The 17,155-nt window shown below is 72.8% G+C and carries 2 protein-coding genes; both read right to left on the bottom strand.

Translation table 11 applies throughout. From position 1 onward, the window contains the following. Window positions 1–13: 13 nt before the first annotated feature. Entirely contained in the window at window positions 14–16,816 is a 16,803-nt protein-coding gene (locus BMZ82_RS41315; protein ID WP_218159053.1) for a type I polyketide synthase, read from the bottom strand. Further along, window positions 16,806–17,069, bottom strand: coding sequence for a hypothetical protein (locus BMZ82_RS40355; RefSeq protein ID WP_143098919.1), 264 nt, complete (start codon window positions 17,067–17,069; stop codon window positions 16,806–16,808). The genes BMZ82_RS41315 and BMZ82_RS40355 overlap by 11 nt, the downstream gene beginning before the upstream one ends. Window positions 17,070–17,155 lie beyond the last annotated feature (86 nt).

Raw genomic sequence — 17,155 nt, 5'->3', positions numbered from 1 at the left:
CTGAGGCGGCAGGTCAGGACGTGCCGAGCTCGTTGTCCAGCAGGCTGAACAGGTCGTCGGCGGTGGCTGATTCGAGTTCGATGTCGTCGGCGGTCACGGTGTTCTCGCCTTGCAGGTCGTTCCAGGTGGTCAGCAGGCGACGCAGGCGGGAGGTGATGCGGTCCCGCTCCTGGTGATCCCGCTGCCTGCTGCCGCTACCGCCGTCACCATCGGCGTCGCCGTCGCCGTCTGCGGCGATGGTTGCCAACAGGGCTTCGAGCCGGTCGAGTTCGGCATGGACCGACGGGGCCGGCGAGCCGCCCGCACGGGGAAGTTCGGCGTCCAGATGCCCGGCGAGCGCGCCCGGCGAGGGGTAGTCGAAGATCAGCGTGGCGGGCAGGCGGCGGCCCACGACGGCACCGAGCCGGTTGCGCAGTTCGAGGGCGGCCAGCGAGTCCACGCCCATCTCCAGGAAGCCCCGTTGGGGTTCCACGCTCTCGGGGGAACTGTGTCCGAGCACCAGCGCGGTCTGGCTCTGCACCAACTCCAGTAGCGCCGCCTCCCGTTCGCCCGCCGCCAGCCCGGTCAGCCGCGCCAGGAACAGGGCGGCGTCCTGCCCGGCCGCCGTGTCGCCGGCCGACTGGACCGCCGCCGCGGTACGACGCGGGGTCACGCGGACCAACCCGCTGAGCAACTTGGGCAGTTCACCGGTAGCCGCTTGGGCACGCAACGCGGCGAGGTCCAGACGGAGCGGCAACAACGCTCCTTCGGGGCGGCCGATGGCCGCGTCCAGCAGCGCGAGCCCGTCGTCGGTGGCCAGCGCGGCCACCCCGGAACGGGCCATCCGGCTCAGATCCGCAGCCGCAAGGTCGCCGGTCATCCCGCCACTTGTCCCACCGGTCGCCCCGCCTGCCGTCCCGCCGCTTGCGCCGTCGCCCTGCGCCCACAGTCCCCAGCCGAGCGAGACAGCGGGCAGGCCGGCTGCGCGGCGGTGCGCCGCCAGAGCGTCCAAGTAGGCGTTGGCGGCTGCATAGTTGGCCTGACCCGCGCCGCCGAACGTCGCGGAGGCGGAGGAGAACAGGACGAACATCGACAGGTCGTGGGCGGCGGTGAGTTCGTGGAGGTGACGTGCCGCGTCGGCCTTCGGTGCCCAGACGGTCGCCAGACGGTCGGGGGTGAGGGCGGTCACCAGGCCGTCGTCCAGGACACCGGCGGTGTGGATGACCGCCGTCAGGCGTTCCGCCGCGAGCAGGGCCGCCACGGCGTCACGGTCGGCGACGTCGCAGGCCACGATCCGTACGGCGGCACCGGATTCGGTCAGCTCGGCGCGCAACTCCTCCGCGCCAGGGGCGTCCATGCCTCGCCGCGAGACCAACAGCAGGTTGCGGGCACCGTGTTCGGCCACCAGATGCCGGGCTACGTGTGCGCCGAGACCGCCCGTGCCGCCGGTCACCAGGACCGTGCGGTCCGGGTCCAGCGCCGCCGGGACGGTCAGGACGACCTTGCCGACATGCTTGGCCTGGCTCACGAAACGGAAGGCGTCCTGGGCCTGCCGTACGTCCCACGCCCGCACCGGCAGCAGCTTCACCGCACCCGTGCCGAACAGCTCCAGCAGCTCGGCCAGCAACTCCGCGATACGGTCCGGACCCGCTTCGGAGAGGTCGAACGCCTGGTACCTCACGGCCAGTTCGGCCGCATCACGGATGTCAGTCTTGCCCATCTCCAGGAACCGGCCACCCTCGGCCAGCACCGACAGCGAGGCATCGACGAACTCACCCGCGAGAGCGTTCAGCACCACATCAATGCCGCTGAACTTCTCCGCGAAGGACGTGTCACGGGAGGACGCGATGTGATCGTCGTCCAGGCCGAGCGAACGAAGAACATCCCACTTGCCCGGACTCGCCGTCGCGAACACCTCGGCACCCAGATGCTGCGCAAGCTGAATGGCAGCCATGCCCACACCGCCGGCACCGGCATGCACCAATACCCGCTCCCCGGGCTGCACTTGAGCCAGGTCCTGCCACGCATACCAAGCCGTCAGGAACACCACCGGCACCGACGCCGCCTCGGCGAACGACCAACCGTCCGGCACCCGGGCCAGCAACCGCCCGTTGGCGACGGCCACCGGGCCGAAGGAGCCTGCGACCATGCCGAGTACCCGGTCGCCGACCGCCAGGCCGGTGACCTCGGTGCCGACCTCCAGGACGACGCCCGCCGCTTCGCTGCCCAGGGGCCCGGCCGGTCCGGGGTACATGCCCAGGGCGTTGAGCACGTCGCGGAAGTTGAGGCCGGCGGCGCGTACGGCGATGCGTACCTCGCCCGCCGCCAAGGGGGCGGTGGCCTCCGGGAACGGAGTCGGTTCGATCGTGTCCAGCGTTCCGCGCGCGGCACTGTCCAAGTGCCAGGGGGCTTCCGGGCCTTCGACGTCTTCGGTCGGGCCTTCGGGGGTGGTGAGTGCGTCGTCCTCGCGGACGACGGCCAGGCGCGGCAGCAGTGCCGTCCCGGCGCGCAGCGCGAGCTGGGGTTCGCCGAGCGCGGTGGCTTCGGCGAGGGCGGACCACGACTGCGGGGTGCCGTCCACGTCGACCAGCACCAGGCGGCCCGGGTACTCGGACTGGGCCGAGCGGACCAGGCCCCAGAGGGCCGCGCTGCCCGGGTCGGCCACGGCATCGGCCGGACCGGTCGTCACGGCGTTGCCGGTGACCACGGTCAGCGGCCGGTCCGCGGCGGCGAGAGTGTCGTCGGCCAGCCAGTCCCGCAGGGTGCCGAGGACATGGTCGGGTACGGCCTGTGCGGCGGTGCCGTCGGCGTACAGCAGCGGGGCACCGGTCGCCAGGTCCTCGGCGGTGAGCGAGTCGGGGGCGGTCACGCGGGCCTCGGCACCCACACCGTGCAGGGCTGCGGCGGCCGACTTCTGGGCGGCGGCGTCGCCGATCAGCAGGTAGGGGGAAGCGGTGGTCGCCGGGGACGGTTCGGGCCTGGCCGGGGCGGCGGACCAGTCGAGGCGGTACAGCGCGCCGCCGGTGGCCGTCGGCTGCGCCGGGCGCAGTTGGTCGGCGCTGACCGGACGCAGCACCAGCGCCTCGATCGAGGCCACCGGCTGCCCGTCGACGTCGGCGACCTCGACGGCCACCGCGTCCGTACCGGCGGCGTCGAGCCGGACCCGGAGGGCGGCAGCTCCGGCGGCGTGCAGCCGCACCCCGGACCAGGCGAACGGCAGGTGGCCCTGGGCGTCGCCGGTCTCGCCCATGAAGTCGCCGAGCCCGGCGGCGTGCATGGCCGCGTCCAGCAGGGCCGGGTGCAGGGCGTAGGAGAGGGCGTCGTCCCGCAGGGCCTCGGGAAGTTCGACGTCAGCGAAGATCGTGTCAGCGCGCCGCCAGACCGCGCGCAGGCCCTGGAAGGCGGGGCCGTAGTCGTAGCCTCGGCGGGCGAGCGCCGGGTAGAAGTCGGCGACGTCCAACGGGGTGGCGTCGGCCGGCGGCCACTCGGCCAGGGTCGCCGTAGCGGCGGCCTGGACGGCGGCCTCGGTGGCGGGGGCCAGTCGGCCGCTGGCGTGGCGGGTCCAGACCGGGTCCGTGTCCTGGCCCCGGTCGCCGGGGTCACCGTGGTCGGCGGCGTCGGGTGCCGAGTGCACGGTCAGCGCGCGACCGCCGTCCGTGTCGGGGGCCCCGACCCGCACCTGGAGCCGTATGCCCTGGCGCTCGGGGAGGATCAACGGCGCTTCCAGCGTCAGATCGTCCACACCGGAGCAGCCGGTGCGTTCAGCGGCCTGGAGCGCCAGCTCCACCAGGGCGGTTCCGGGCACCAGGACGGTGCCGAGCACCATGTGGTCGGCGAGCCAGGGGGTCGTACGGTCGGACAGCCGGGCCGTGAAGAGCACGCCGTCCCCGTCGGCGAGGGACACGGCGGCTCCCAGCAACGGGTGTTCGGCGGACCGCACGCCCAGCGCGCTCGCGTTGCCGGGTGCCGGCGGTACGTCCAGCCAGTAGCGCTCACGCTGGAAGGCGTACGTCGGCAGCTCGACGGGACGCGCCCCGGACCCGGCGAACAACGCCGCCCAGTCCACCGCCACACCCCGCACGAACGCCCCGGCCACACCGGCCACCAGCGACTCCGCCTCGGGCCGCCCCGACCGCAGCACCGGCACACCGGCACCCTCCGGAACCAGCCCGGACAGCACAGCGCCCGGACCGACCTCCACGAACGTCACCACGCCACGGCTTTCCAGCACCGCAACACCGTCGGCGAACCGGACGGCCTCACGGACATGCCGCACCCAGTACTCCGGTGAGCACAACTCCTCGGCCGTGGCCATCTCACCGGTCACGTTCGACACGAGCGGAATGCGCGGGGCGTCGTACGACAGGCTCTCGGCCACGCGGCGGAACTCCGCGAGCATCGGGTCCATCAGCGGCGAGTGGAAGGCATGACTGACCGTCAGTTGTTTGACCCTGATGCCCTGTTCACGCCAGCGCGACTCCAACTCACCAACGGCTACAGCGTCACCGGAGACCACGACCGACGACGGACCGTTCACCGCAGCGACCGTGACCCGCTCGTCCAGCTCCAGCAGTACGTCCGCCTCGGACGCCTCCACCGCCAACATCGCACCGCCTGAGGGCAGTTCGCCCATCAACCGGCCCCGCGCAGCCACCAGCGTGCAGGCGTCGTCCAGGGACCACACCCCCGCCACGTACGCGGCGGCGATCTCACCGATGGAGTGACCGGCCACGAAGTCCGGCCGTACGCCCCACGACTCCAGCAACCGGAACAGCGCCACCTCGACCGCGAACAACGCGGGCTGCGTGAACTCCGTACGGTCGATCACCCCCGCCGCGTCCTCGAAGAGGACATCCCGCAGCGGACGTTCCAGCAACCCGTCGAACCGGGCGCACACCTCGTCCAGCGCATCCGCGAACACGGGGTAGGCGGCGTACAACTCACGCCCCGCGCCCATCCGTTGGCTGCCCTGGCCCGAGAACAGGAACGCGGTCCGGCCTTCCATTGCCGTGCCGCAGACCACGCCCGGCGCTTCCGCGCCCTGGGCCGTCGCGGCCAAGCCGCGTTCCAGCGTGGAGCGGTCGCGTCCGAACACCACCGTGCGGTGGTCGAAGACGCTGCGACCCTCGGCCAGGGAGAAGCCGATGTCCGTGGCGTCGGCTGCCGCGCCGTCGGTCTCGGACCAGGCCGTCAGCCGTTGCGCCTGGCTTCGCAGCGCTGCCGCGCCGCGCCCGGTGACGACCCACGGCACCACCGGCAGGGGGTGCCCGGCCCGGTCGCCCTCGCCGGTCTCGGCCGTCTCGGCGGTCTCTGCGGTCTCTGCGGCGGGGGCCTCCTCCACCAGCAGGTGGACGTTGGTGCCGCTGATGCCGAAGGACGAGATGCCGGCGCGGCGCGGGCGGTCGGTGCGCTGCCAGTCGACGGGCTCGGCGAGCAGTTCGACCGCGCCGGAAGCCCAGTCGACGTGCGGCGACGGCTCGTCGACGTGCAGGGTGCGGGGAAGGAGGCCGCTTTGGAGTGCGAGCACCATCTTGATCACGCCCGCCACACCGGCGGCGGCCTGGGTGTGCCCGATGTTGGACTTCACCGACCCGAGCAGCAGCGGCCGTTCGGCCTCACGGTCCTGGCCGTACGTCGCCAGCAGCGCCTGCGCCTCGATCGGGTCACCGAGCGACGTACCCGTACCGTGCGCCTCCACCACATCCACGTCGGAGGGCGTCAGCCGCGCGTTCGCCAACGCCTGCCGGATGACCCGCTGTTGGGACGGACCGTTCGGGGCCGTCAGGCCGTTGGACGCACCGTCCTGGTTGACCGCCGAGCCTCGCACCACCGCCAGCACCCGATGGCCCAGCCGCTCCGCGTCGGACAGCCGCTCGACGAGCAGCATGCCCGCACCCTCGGACATGCCCATGCCGTCGGCGGCGGCAGAGAACGCCTTGCAGCGGCCGTCGGCGGCGACACCGCGCTGCCGGCTGAAGGTCAGCAGGGCGCTGGGAGTCGACATGACGGTGACGCCGCCGGCCAGTGCCATGGTGCACTCGCCGGAACGCAGCGCCTGCGCGGCCAGGTGCAGGGCCACCAGCGACGACGAGCACGCGGTGTCGACGGTGACCGCCGGGCCTTCGAGGCCGAGGGCGTACGCGATACGGCCGGAGACGACGCTGACGGAGTTGCCGGTGGCGAGGTAGCCCTCGCCGCCCTTGGGAGCGCCCGCGAAGAACGCGGAGTAGTCGGAGCCGTTGGTGCCCGCGAAGACGCCGACCTGTCGGCCTCGGACCGACGCGGCGTCGATCCCCGCCCGCTCCAGGGCCTCCCACGAGGTCTCCAGCAGCAGCCGCTGCTGCGGGTCCATCGCGATGGCCTCGCGGGGCGAGATGCCGAAGAAGCCGGGGTCGAAGTGGCCTGCCCGGTGCAGGAATCCGCCTTCGCGGGTGTAGCTGGTGCCGTCTCGGTCCGGGTCGGGGTCGTAGAGGGCGTCGAGGTCCCAGCCCCGGTCGTCGGGGAACCCGGAGACGGCGTCCGTACCGGAGACGAGGAGCCGCCACAGATCCTCCGGGGACTCGACGCCCCCGGGATAGCGGCAGGCCATACCGATGATGGCGATCGGCTCGTCGGCGGAGGAGATAGAGGAAGAGGCGGGGGCCCTGTGGTCGGTGGCCCGGGCGTCGTCGCCCATGAGTTCCCGGTGCAGCAGGGCCGCGACCGCGAGCGGGGACGGGTGGTCGAAGACCAGGGTGGTCGGCAGGCGCAGTCCGGTGGCCGCGCCGAGCCGGTTGCGCAGTTCGACGGCGGTGAGGGAGTCGAAGCCGCAGTCCTTGAAGGCGCGGGTCGGCTCCAGCGCGTCGGCGGAGGTGTGGCCGAGCACGGCGGAGGCGTCGGCGCGTACCAGGTCCAGGAGCAGCGTGTCGCGTTCCTGGCCGGTCAGCGGGGCCAGCCGGGCGCGCAGCACGGTGGCGGCGGTGTCGGCCGGCGCGCCGTCCCGGCCGTCGGCGCGGGCCGCGGCCAGGGCCTGCCGGGCCTCGGGGATGGTGTCGAGCAGCGGGCGGGGCCGGGCGGAGGCGAAGGCGGGGGTGAAGCGGGCCCAGTCGACCTCGGCGACGGCGATGAACGTCTCGTCGTGGTCCAGCACCGTACGCAGCGCGGTGAACGCGGTCTCGGGGTCGAGGAACGGCAGGCCCTGGCGGCGCAGCCGCTCCGGGTCCACGCCCTCGGGCACGAGCCGGCCCTCCTCCCAGGTGTTGACGGCCGCCCAGACGCCCCAGGCGACCGAGGTGGCGGTCAGTCCCTGGGCGCGCCTGGTCTCGGCCAGCGCGTCGAGGTAGGCGTTGCCCGCGGCGTACGCGGCGTGGTCGCCGCTGCCCCAGATGCCCGCGATGGAGGAGAACAGCAGGAACGTGTCGAGGTGGTCGTCGCGGAAGACCTCGTGCAGGTTCGCCGCGCCCGTCACCTTGCCGGCCAGGTCGGCCGCGAGCTGGTCCGGGGTCAACGTGCTGACGGGAAGCAGCTTGATGGAGGCCGCCGCGTGCACCACGGCGGTGACCGGTGTCCCCTCCTGCGCCAACCGCTGCTTGAGGGCGGCCAGTTGGTCGAGGTCGCTGATGTCGCAGGCTTCGATGGTGACCCGCATGCCCAACGCCTCGGCATCGGCGCGGAGTTGGTCCGCGCCGGGTGCCTGGGGGCCGCGGCGGCTGACCAGGACCAGGTGCTCGGCTCCGGTGGTGGCCAGCCAGGCCACGATGTGCGGGGCGAGAGTTCCGGTGGCGCCGGTGACGAGGACGGTGCCGCGCGCCGTCCAGCGCCTGACGGGCTCGCGGTCGCCGAGGGGAGCGCGTTCCAGACGGCGTACGAAGGTACCCGAGGCGCGGACCGCCACCTGGTCCTCGGCGCCGGGCAGACCGGCCAGCGCGGCGCAGACCCGGGCGGCGGCGCGGTCGTCGAGGACGGGCGGCAGGTCGAGCAGGCCGCCCCACAACTGCGGGTACTCCAGCGCGACGACCCGGCCCAGGCCCCACACCTGCGCAGTGCCGGGGTCCGGCGGCCCGTCGGCCCGGCCGACCGCGACCGCGCCACGCGTGGCCAGCCACAACGGCGCGTGCAGTCCGGCGTCGCCCATGGCCTGGACGAGGGTGAGGGTGGCGGCCAGTCCGGCGGGGTCGTCGTTCGCCAGGCCGAGCAGGGACAGGACACCGGCGATCTGACGGTCGGCGGCGTCGGCGGGCAGGAGGCCGGCATAGGCCTCGCGGGACGGGTCCTCGGTGGCTACCGCGATACGGACCACCGTGGCGCCGAACCTGCTCAGGGCGGCGGCGCACTCGTCGGCGGAAGCGGTGTCGACCGAGCCGTCGGCCGGGGTGATCAGCAGCCAGTCACCGGTAAGCACCGGGGTGTTGGTGGGCTCGGTGACCGGCTTCCAGGTGACCTGGTAGCGCCACGAGTCCAGCGCGGTCGCCTGCTGGTGAACCTGCCGCCAGTTCGTCAGCGCGGGCAGCACCGCGCTGAGCGGGTCGTCACCGCCGACACCGAGCGCCGTGGCCAGCTCCTGGAGATCGCCGCGCTCCACGACATCCCAGAACCGCACGTCGGCACTGTCGGCCTCGGCCGCGTCGGGCCGCGCCTGAGCGGCGTCCAGCCAGTAGCGCCGCCGCTGGAAAGCGTACGTCGGCAGGTCTACATGCCCGGCCCCGGCAGTGGGCAGTACGGTCGTCCAGTCGACGTCGGCGCCGCGTACGAACGCCTCTGCCACCGAAGTCAACAGCCGCTCTGCTCCGCCCTGTTCACGACGCAGGGTGCCCAACGCGACACCACCGCCGGGCGACTCGTCCAACGTGTCCTGAACGGCCGTCGTCAGCACGGGGTGCGGGCTGACCTCCACGAACAAGCCGTGCCCGGCGGCCGACAGTTCGGCGATCGCGTCGGCGAGGCGTACGCGGTGGCGCAGGTTGCCGTACCAGTAACTACCTTCCAGTTCACCGGGCTTGACCCACTCACCGGTGTACGTCGACAGCATCGGCACGGCGGGAGCCTGGGACACAACACCGGACAGCGCTCCGGTGATCTCCGACTCCAGCGCCTCGACCATCGCCGAGTGCGAGGCATAGTCGACAGCAACCCGACGCGCCTCCACACCGGCCTCCACACACCCGGCCAGGAACACATCCAGAGCAGCAGCCTCACCCGAGACCACGACGGACCCCGGCCCATTGACGGCCGCGATACCCACGCCCTCCACCAACAGCCCGGCAACCCGCTCGGCGGAGGCAAAGACGGACACCATCCCGCCACTACCCGCCAGCCGCGTAATCGCCCGCGACCTCAACACGACCACCTGGGCGGCGTCTTCAAGCGACAACGCACCCGCAACGCACGCCGCCGCGATCTCACCCTGCGAATGCCCCACCACAGCAACGGGCGTGACACCCACCGACCGCCACACCGCAGCCAACGACACCATCACAGCCCACAACACCGGCTGCACAACGTCCACACGCTCCAACTCGGCCCCATCACCGGCGAGCACACCGGCCAGAGACCAGTCCACCCACGGCGACAATGCCGCTTCGCACTCCGCGATCGAGGCCGCGAACACCGGGGAGGCTTCGAGGAGTTCACGCCCCATGCCCACCCACTGCGCCCCCTGACCCGGGAACACGAACACCACACCCGAGCCCACAACCGACCCGGAAACAACCTCCGGTGTCTCCGTCCCGGACGCCAACGCCGCAGCGCCGGACGTCAGTTCGGAAAGCTCCCGGCCCGACACCACCGCGCGGTCGTCGAACAGTGCGCGCCCGGTGGCCAGGGCCAGACCGATCGACGTGGCGTCCACGGCGGGTCCGGCCGTGGCGGCGTACTCCGCGAGGCGCTGTGCCTGCGCGGCCAGTGCCGCGGTGCCCCGGCCGGACACCACCCACGGCATGAGCGAACCGCCCGCGAAAGGCGCGGGCCGCTCGGGCCGTACGGGCCGTACGGCGTCGGCGAGCGGACGCGTGGCCGGTGCCTGTTCCAGGATGGTGTGGGCGTTGGTGCCGCTGACGCCGAAGGACGACACCGCCGCGCGGCGCGGGCGGCCGGTCTCGGGCCACGGCACGCTGTCCGTCAGCAGTTCCACCGCGCCGGCCGACCAGTCCACGTGCGGCGACGGCTCGTCCACGTGCAGGCTCTTCGGGAGGACGCCGTGGCGCATCGCCATGACCATCTTGATGACACCCGCGACACCCGAAGCAGCCTGCGTGTGCCCGATGTTGGACTTCACCGACCCCAGCCACAACGGACGACCGCCCGCGCGGCCCTGCCCGTACGTCGCCAGCAGCGCCTGCGCCTCGATCGGGTCGCCGAGGGTCGTGCCGGTGCCGTGCGCCTCGACCACGTCGATCTGATCGGTCGTCACCTTGGCGTTGCCCAGGGCGTCTTGGATGACGCGCTGCTGGGAGGGACCGTTGGGCGCGGTCAGGCCGTTGGACGCACCGTCCTGGTTGACCGCCGAACCACGGACCACGGCGAGCACCGGGTAACCGAGCCGTTGCGCGTCGCTCAGCCGCGCGACCAGCAGCATGCCGGCTCCTTCGCCCCAGCCCGTACCGTCGGCGGCGCCGGCGAAGGGCTTGCAGCGGCCGTCGGCGGCCATCGCGCGCTGGCGGCTGAAGTCGATGAAGATGCCGGGGGTGGACAGCACGGTGACGCCGCCGGCGAGCGCCATGTCGCACTCGCCGGACCGCAGCGCCTGGGCGGCCAGGTGCAGGGCCACCAGTGACGAGGAGCACGCGGTGTCCACGGTGACGGCGGGGCCCTGGAGACCGAGGGTGTAGGAGACCCGGCCGGAGGCCACGCTGCCCGCGCTGCCGTTGCCGAGGTAGCCCTCGACCTCGTCGAGGTCCTCCGGGCGGCCGCCGAACACCCGGGACGCGTAGTCGTGGTACATCAGCCCGGCGAACACTCCGGTACGGGTGCCGCGTGCCGATCGCGGGTCGATGCCGGCGCGTTCGAACGCCTCCCAGGACGTCTCCAGCAGCAGCCGCTGCTGCGGGTCCATCGCGATGGCCTCGCGGGGCGAGATGCCGAAGAAGTCGGCGTCGAACTCGTCGGCGTCGTAAAGGAATCCGCCCTCGCGGGAGTAGCTCGTGCCGGGCCGCTCGCCCTGTGGGTCGTACAGCTTGTCCAGGTCCCAGCCGCGGTCGTCCGGCCACGGTCCGACCGCGTCGGCGCCGCCCGCGACGAGCCGCCACAGTTCCTCGGGAGTGGTGACGCCGCCGGGGTAGCGGCAGGCCATGCCGATGATGGCGATGGGCTCGTCGGCCGCCGTGGCGGGTGTGGCAGGTGTTGCGGGTGTGCCCGGTGCTGCGGTGGCGAGGCGGCCGCCGAGCCGGTCGAGGAGTTCGGCGGCCAGTTCGCGGGGGGTGGGGTGGTCGAAGACCAGGGTGGCCGGGAGCCGTACGCCGGTGACGGTGGCCAGCCGGTTGCGCAGGCCCACGGCGGTCAGCGAGTCGAAGCCCAGTTCCTTGAAGGCCCGGTCCGCCGCGACCTGGCGGGCGGAGTCGTGGCCCAGGACGCCGGCGGCCTCGGTACGGACCAGGTCGAGCAGCAGGTTCTCCCGCTCGGCGAGGCCCAGCGGCGCGAGCCGGGCGGCGAAGGCGTTGTCGTCGGCGCGCCCGGCGGTGAGCCGGGCGGCGGCACGGCGAGTCGCCCCGCGACGGGGGGCGGTGGGAATCAACGCGCGGTAGATCGGCGGAAGTTCATCGGCCCTGTCGGCCCCGTCGACCCCACCGCTCACGCCGGTCACGCTGGCCGCGTCGGCCGCGCGCAGGGCGGTCAGGTCGAGCCGTACGGGAATCGACAGGCTGTCCGGGGCGGCGAGGGCCGCGTCGAGCAGTGCCATGCCGTGCTCGGCGCTGATCGGCAGGACGCCCTGGCGGGCCATCCGGTCGCGGTCGGCGGCGGCGAGGTGGCCGGTCATGCCGGTGGCCTGGTCCCAGAAGCCCCAGGCCAGGGAGACGGCGGGCAGACCCTGGGCGCGACGGTGCGCGGCGAGGGCGTCCAGGAAGGCGTTGCCCGCCGCGTAGCCGCCCTGTCCGGGGCTGCCCGCCACTCCGGCGAACGCCGAGAACATGACGAACGCGGACAGGTCCAGGTCTCGGGTGAGGTCGTGCAGCAGCCAGCCGGTGTCGGCCTTCGCGCGCAGCGGGACGGCCAGCCGCTCGGGGTCCAGCGCCTCCAGCAGGCCGTCGTCCAGCACTCCCGCCAGGTCGACGACGCCGCGCAGGGGTACCTCGGCGTCGATGCCCTCCAGTACGGCGGTCAACGCGTCGCGGTCGGCCGCGTCGCAGGTCACGGCGGTGGCGGTGGCGCCGAGCGCGCTGAGTTCGGCCAGCAGGGCGTCGATGCCAGGGGTCCGGTCACCGCGCCGGCCGGCCAGTACGAGGTTGCGCACGCCGTGCCGGGCGACCAGGTGCCGGGCGACGATGCCGCCGAGCACACCGGTGCCGCCGACGAGCAGCACGGTGCCGTCGGGGTCCCAGACCGTGCTGTCGGGGTCCCCCAGGGTGGCGTCGGTGGGCTCGGGCCGGTCGGCGCGGGCCAGCCGGGGCACGTGGACCTCGCCGGACCGCAGCGCGACCTGCGGCTCACCGGCGACGGTCACCGCGGCCACGGTGGGCAGTACGGTCCAGGAGGCGTCGGTGCCGTCGGTGTCGACCAGCGCGAAACGGCCGGGGTGTTCGGACTGCGCGGTGCGCACCATGCCCCAGACGGCGGCTGCCGCCGGGTCGGGTACGGCATCGCCGTCGGCGGCGGCCACGGCGCCACGGGTCAGGAACAGCAGCCGGGAACGGTCGAAGCGCTCCTCGGCGAGCCACTCCTGAACGGCCGCGAGCGCCCTGGCGGCCAGCCGGTGCGCGGCCGACGGCACGTCGTCGCCCCCGGGTGCCCCGGCGAGCGGCAGCACCACGACGTCGGGCATCCGCACGGCCGGGTCGGTCGCGCCGGCCAGGCCCGCCATGTCGGCCAGGTCCGTCAGGTCGGCGAGAGCGGCGAGATCGCGGTGGCGCTCCGCGACGACCGGCGCGGTCCATCCATCGCCATCGGCTTCGGTGTAAGTGAGCAGCGCCCAGTGCGGCTGGGCCAGTGCAGGGACGGGCTGCGTGGGCCAGGTCAGGCGGAAGAGCGCGTCGTCGGTGTTCCGGACGACGTCCGGGGCGGGGCGGAAGGTGAGGGCGTCCAAGGCGGCCACGGGCTCGCCGGTGCGGTCCGCCAGGGTCACCGACACGGCGTCCCGGCCCGCGACCCCGGCGATCCGCACCCTGAGCAGGTCGGCGCCGGCGGCGTACACCGTCAGCCCCTCCCAGGCGAACGGCATCCGCGCGGGTCCCGGCTTGTCGGCCGCCAGCAGTACGGCCGCGTGCAGCGCGCTGTCCAGCAGCGCCGGATGCAGGCCGTACCGGTCCGCGTCGGCGCTCTCCGCCTCCGCGAGGGTCACTTCGGCGTACACCGCGTCGGCGGTACGCCAGGCCGCTCGCAGGCCCTGGAAGGCGGGGCCGTAGCCGTAACCGGACGCCTGGAGGGTGTCGTACAGCGCGGCGGTGTCCAGCGGTTCGGCGGCGGGCGGCGGCCAGGCCGTCAGGTCGGCGCCCGGCTGGGGCGCGGTGCCGGGCGCGAGTTGTCCGGTGGCGTGCCGGATCCACGGGGCGTCGGGCGAGGCCGGATCGGCGTCCGCGTCCAGTTGGCGGGAGTGCACGGTCAGCGGACGGCATCCCGCGGCGTCCGGCGATCCCACCCACACCTGGAGGGCGACGGAAACGGTGTCGGAGAGCGCCAGCGGCGCTTCCAGCGTGAGGTCGTCCAGCCGGTCGCAACCCACCTGCCCGCCGGTGTGGAGCGCGAGCTCCACGAAGGCGGTGCCGGGCAGCAGCACGGTGTCGCCGATGGCGTGGTCGCCGATCCACGGGTGCGAACGTACCGACAACCGGCCGGTGAACAGCAGCCCTTCACCATCGGCCAGGGCCACCGCCGCGCCCAGCAACGGGTGTCCGGCCGCGCCCAGCCCGTAGGCCCCGGCGTCGCCCGTACGGTGCTCGGTGCCCAACGTCGGCCAGTAGCGTTGCCGTTGGAAGGCGTACGTGGGCAACTGCACGGGGGCTGCATCACCGGCCGGCAGCAGCGTCGACCAGTCCACCGACGCACCGTGGCAAAAAGCCTCGGCCGCCGACATCAGGAACCGCTCGGCTCCGCCCTGGTCGCGACGCAGGGTGCCCAACGCGGCACCCTCCCCGCCCGGGATCTCGTCCAACGTGTCCTGAACGGCCGCCGTCAGCACCGGGTGCGGACTGACCTCCACGAACAAGCCATGCCCGGCAGCCGACAGTTCGGCGACCGCGTCGGCGAGACGGACACGGTGACGCAGGTTGCCGTACCAGTAACCGCCGTCCAACTCACCGGGCTTGACCCACTCGCCGGTGTACGTCGACAGCATCGGCACGGCAGGAGCCTGCGAGACGACGCCCTTCAACGACTCGGTGATCTCGGCTTCCAGCGCCTCGACCATCGCCGAGTGCGAGGCATAGTCGACGGCGACCCGACGCGCCTCGACACCAGCCTCCGCGCACCCGGCCAGGAACACATCCAGCGCCGCAGCCTCACCCGAGACCACCACCGACCCCGGCCCATTGACGGCCGCAATCCCGACGCCCTCCACCAGCAGCCCGGCAACCCGCTCGGCCGACGCGAACACGGACACCATCCCACCGGTACCCGCCAGCCGCGTGATCGCGCGGGACCTCAACACGACCACCCGGGCGGCGTCCTCCAGCGACAACGCACCCGCGACGCAGGCCGCCGCGATCTCACCCTGCGAGTGACCCACCACAGCGACGGGCGTGACACCCACCGACCGCCACACCGCAGCCAACGACACCATCACAGCCCACAACACCGGCTGCACCACATCAACCCGCGTCAGCTCATCCCCATCACCCGCGAGTACACCGGTCAACGACCAGTCCACCCACGGCGACAGCGCCGCCTCACACTCAGCGATCGACGCAGCGAACACCGGAGACACGGCCAGCAGCTCGCGCCCCATACCCACCCACTGCGCCCCCTGACCAGGGAACACAAACACCACACCGGAGCCAACGACCGACCCCGCGACGACCCCCGACACCTCCATACCGGACGCCAACCCCCGCAGGGCGGTGGCTCGTTCGCTCGGGTCGCCGCCGAGCACGACGGCGCGGTCCGCGAACAGTGGCCGACCGATCAGCGCTCGGCCCACCGAGGGGACGTCCAGTGGTCCGGTGCCGACGAACGTCGCCAGTTGCTCTGCCTGGCCGATCAACGCGGGGACACCGCGCCCCGACAGCACCCATGGCGCCAACTCGGCCGTACCGAACGGCCGCACGATGGAGGGCGCGGCCTCGGATCCGGGCGTTTCCTCCGCGTCGGATGCCTCGGGCTCCTCGTGGGACGCCTCCTCAAGCACCAGGTGCGCGTTGGTGCCGCTCATGCCGAACGACGACACACCGGCCCGCCGCAGTCGCTCGCCCGGCGCGGTCCACTCGACCGGCTCGGTGAGCAGTTCCACCGCGCCGGCCGACCAGTCCACGTGCGGTGAAGGCTCGTCCACGTGCAGGCTCTTCGGAAGGACGCCGTGGCGCATCGCCATGACCATCTTGATGACACCCGCTACGCCCGAAGCGGCCTGCGTATGCCCGATGTTGGACTTCACCGACCCCAGCCACAACGGACGGCCGTCCTCGCGCCCCTGCCCGTACGTCGCCAGCAGCGCCTGCGCCTCGATCGGGTCGCCGAGCGTCGTCCCCGTACCGTGTGCCTCGACCACGTCCACGTCGGAGGCCGTCAGGCCCGCGTTGGACAGGGCCTCCAGGATGACGCGCTGCTGGGAGGGACCGTTGGGCGCGGTCAGGCCGTTGGACGCGCCGTCCTGGTTGACCGCCGAGCCCCGGACCACGGCCAGTACCTCGTGGCCGTTGCGCCGGGCGTCGCTCAGCCGCTCCACCAGCAGAAGGCCGACGCCCTCGCCCCAGCCCGTGCCGTCGGCGGCAGCCGCGAACGCCTTGCAGCGGCCGTCCTCCGCCAGGCCACGCTGACGGCTGAACTCCACGAACGCACCCGGCGTGGACATGATCGTCACACCGCCGGCCAGCGCCATGTCGCACTCCCGGCGGCGCAGGGACTGGACGGCGAGGTGCAGGGCCACCAGCGACGACGAGCACGCCGTGTCGACGGTGACCGCCGGGCCCTCAAGACCAAAGGTGTACGCCACGCGCCCGGAGACGACGCTGGCGGCGTTGCCGGTGACCAGGTGGCCCTGGAGGTTCTCGTCGGACTCGGCGAACAGGGCGCCGTAGTCCTGGCCGTTGGAGCCGACGAACACGCCCGTGCGCGAGCCCTGGAGCGCCCTCGGGTCCAGGCCGGCGCGTTCGAACGCCTCCCACGAGGTTTCCAGCAGCAGCCGCTGCTGCGGATCCATCGCCAGCGCCTCGCGGGGGCTGATCTCGAAGAAGCCGGGGTCGAAGAGGTCGGCGTCGAGGAGGAAGCCGCCGTCGCGGGTGTAACTGGCGCCGGGGTGGTCGGGGTCGGGGTGGTACAGGCCGTCCAGGTCCCACCCGCGGTTGGCGGGGAACGACGTCACGGCGTCGTCGCCGTCGGCCACCAGTCGCCACAGCGCCTCGGGGGTGTCCGCGCCTCCCGGGTAGCGGCAGCTCATCGCGACGACGGCGATCGGCTCCTGCTCGCCGGACTCCAGCTCCCGCAGCCGCTGCCGGGCCTTGTGCAGGTCTGCCGTAACCCACTTGAGGTAGTCACGGAGCGTCTCTTCACTCGCCATCGAAGACCACCTCTTCGGGAAAGAATGCCAAAGGCACCGCAATTACCGCCGTGGCCAGATCGCCAGGCGGCGGGAAGGAGAAGGAAAAGCGAAATTCAGCACACTCAGCCCGGACAGCAGCCGTTCGCCCACCGGAAACGACCGTTTCGGAAACTGCTGTTTCGGAAAAGGCCGTTCCGCAAACGGCTGCTGACGCCCGATGTCGGGCGATTCTTCGGCGGCTGTGAATGGTGCTCATCGATTCCGCGGTCATGCCCTGAAGAATGAGTTTTCAGGGCTGTTTTTTCGGGGCTGCTCGGACCGGATATGGGGATTCCGTTCGTGACAGTAGGTCGCGCC

The sequence above is a fragment of the Streptomyces sp. yr375 genome (assembly GCF_900110755.1).
Classification (GTDB): domain Bacteria; phylum Actinomycetota; class Actinomycetes; order Streptomycetales; family Streptomycetaceae; genus Streptomyces.
The sequence above is the reverse complement of the archived record's forward strand: the minus strand, read 5'-3'. Positions and strand labels throughout refer to the sequence as shown.

Coding starts and splice junctions, on each gene's coding strand:
- BMZ82_RS41315 (WP_218159053.1), bottom strand. CDS start 16,816: ATGGCGAGTGAAGAGACGCTCCGTGACTACCTCAAGTGGGTTACGGCA.
- BMZ82_RS40355 (WP_143098919.1), bottom strand. CDS start 17,069: ATGACCGCGGAATCGATGAGCACCATTCACAGCCGCCGAAGAATCGCC.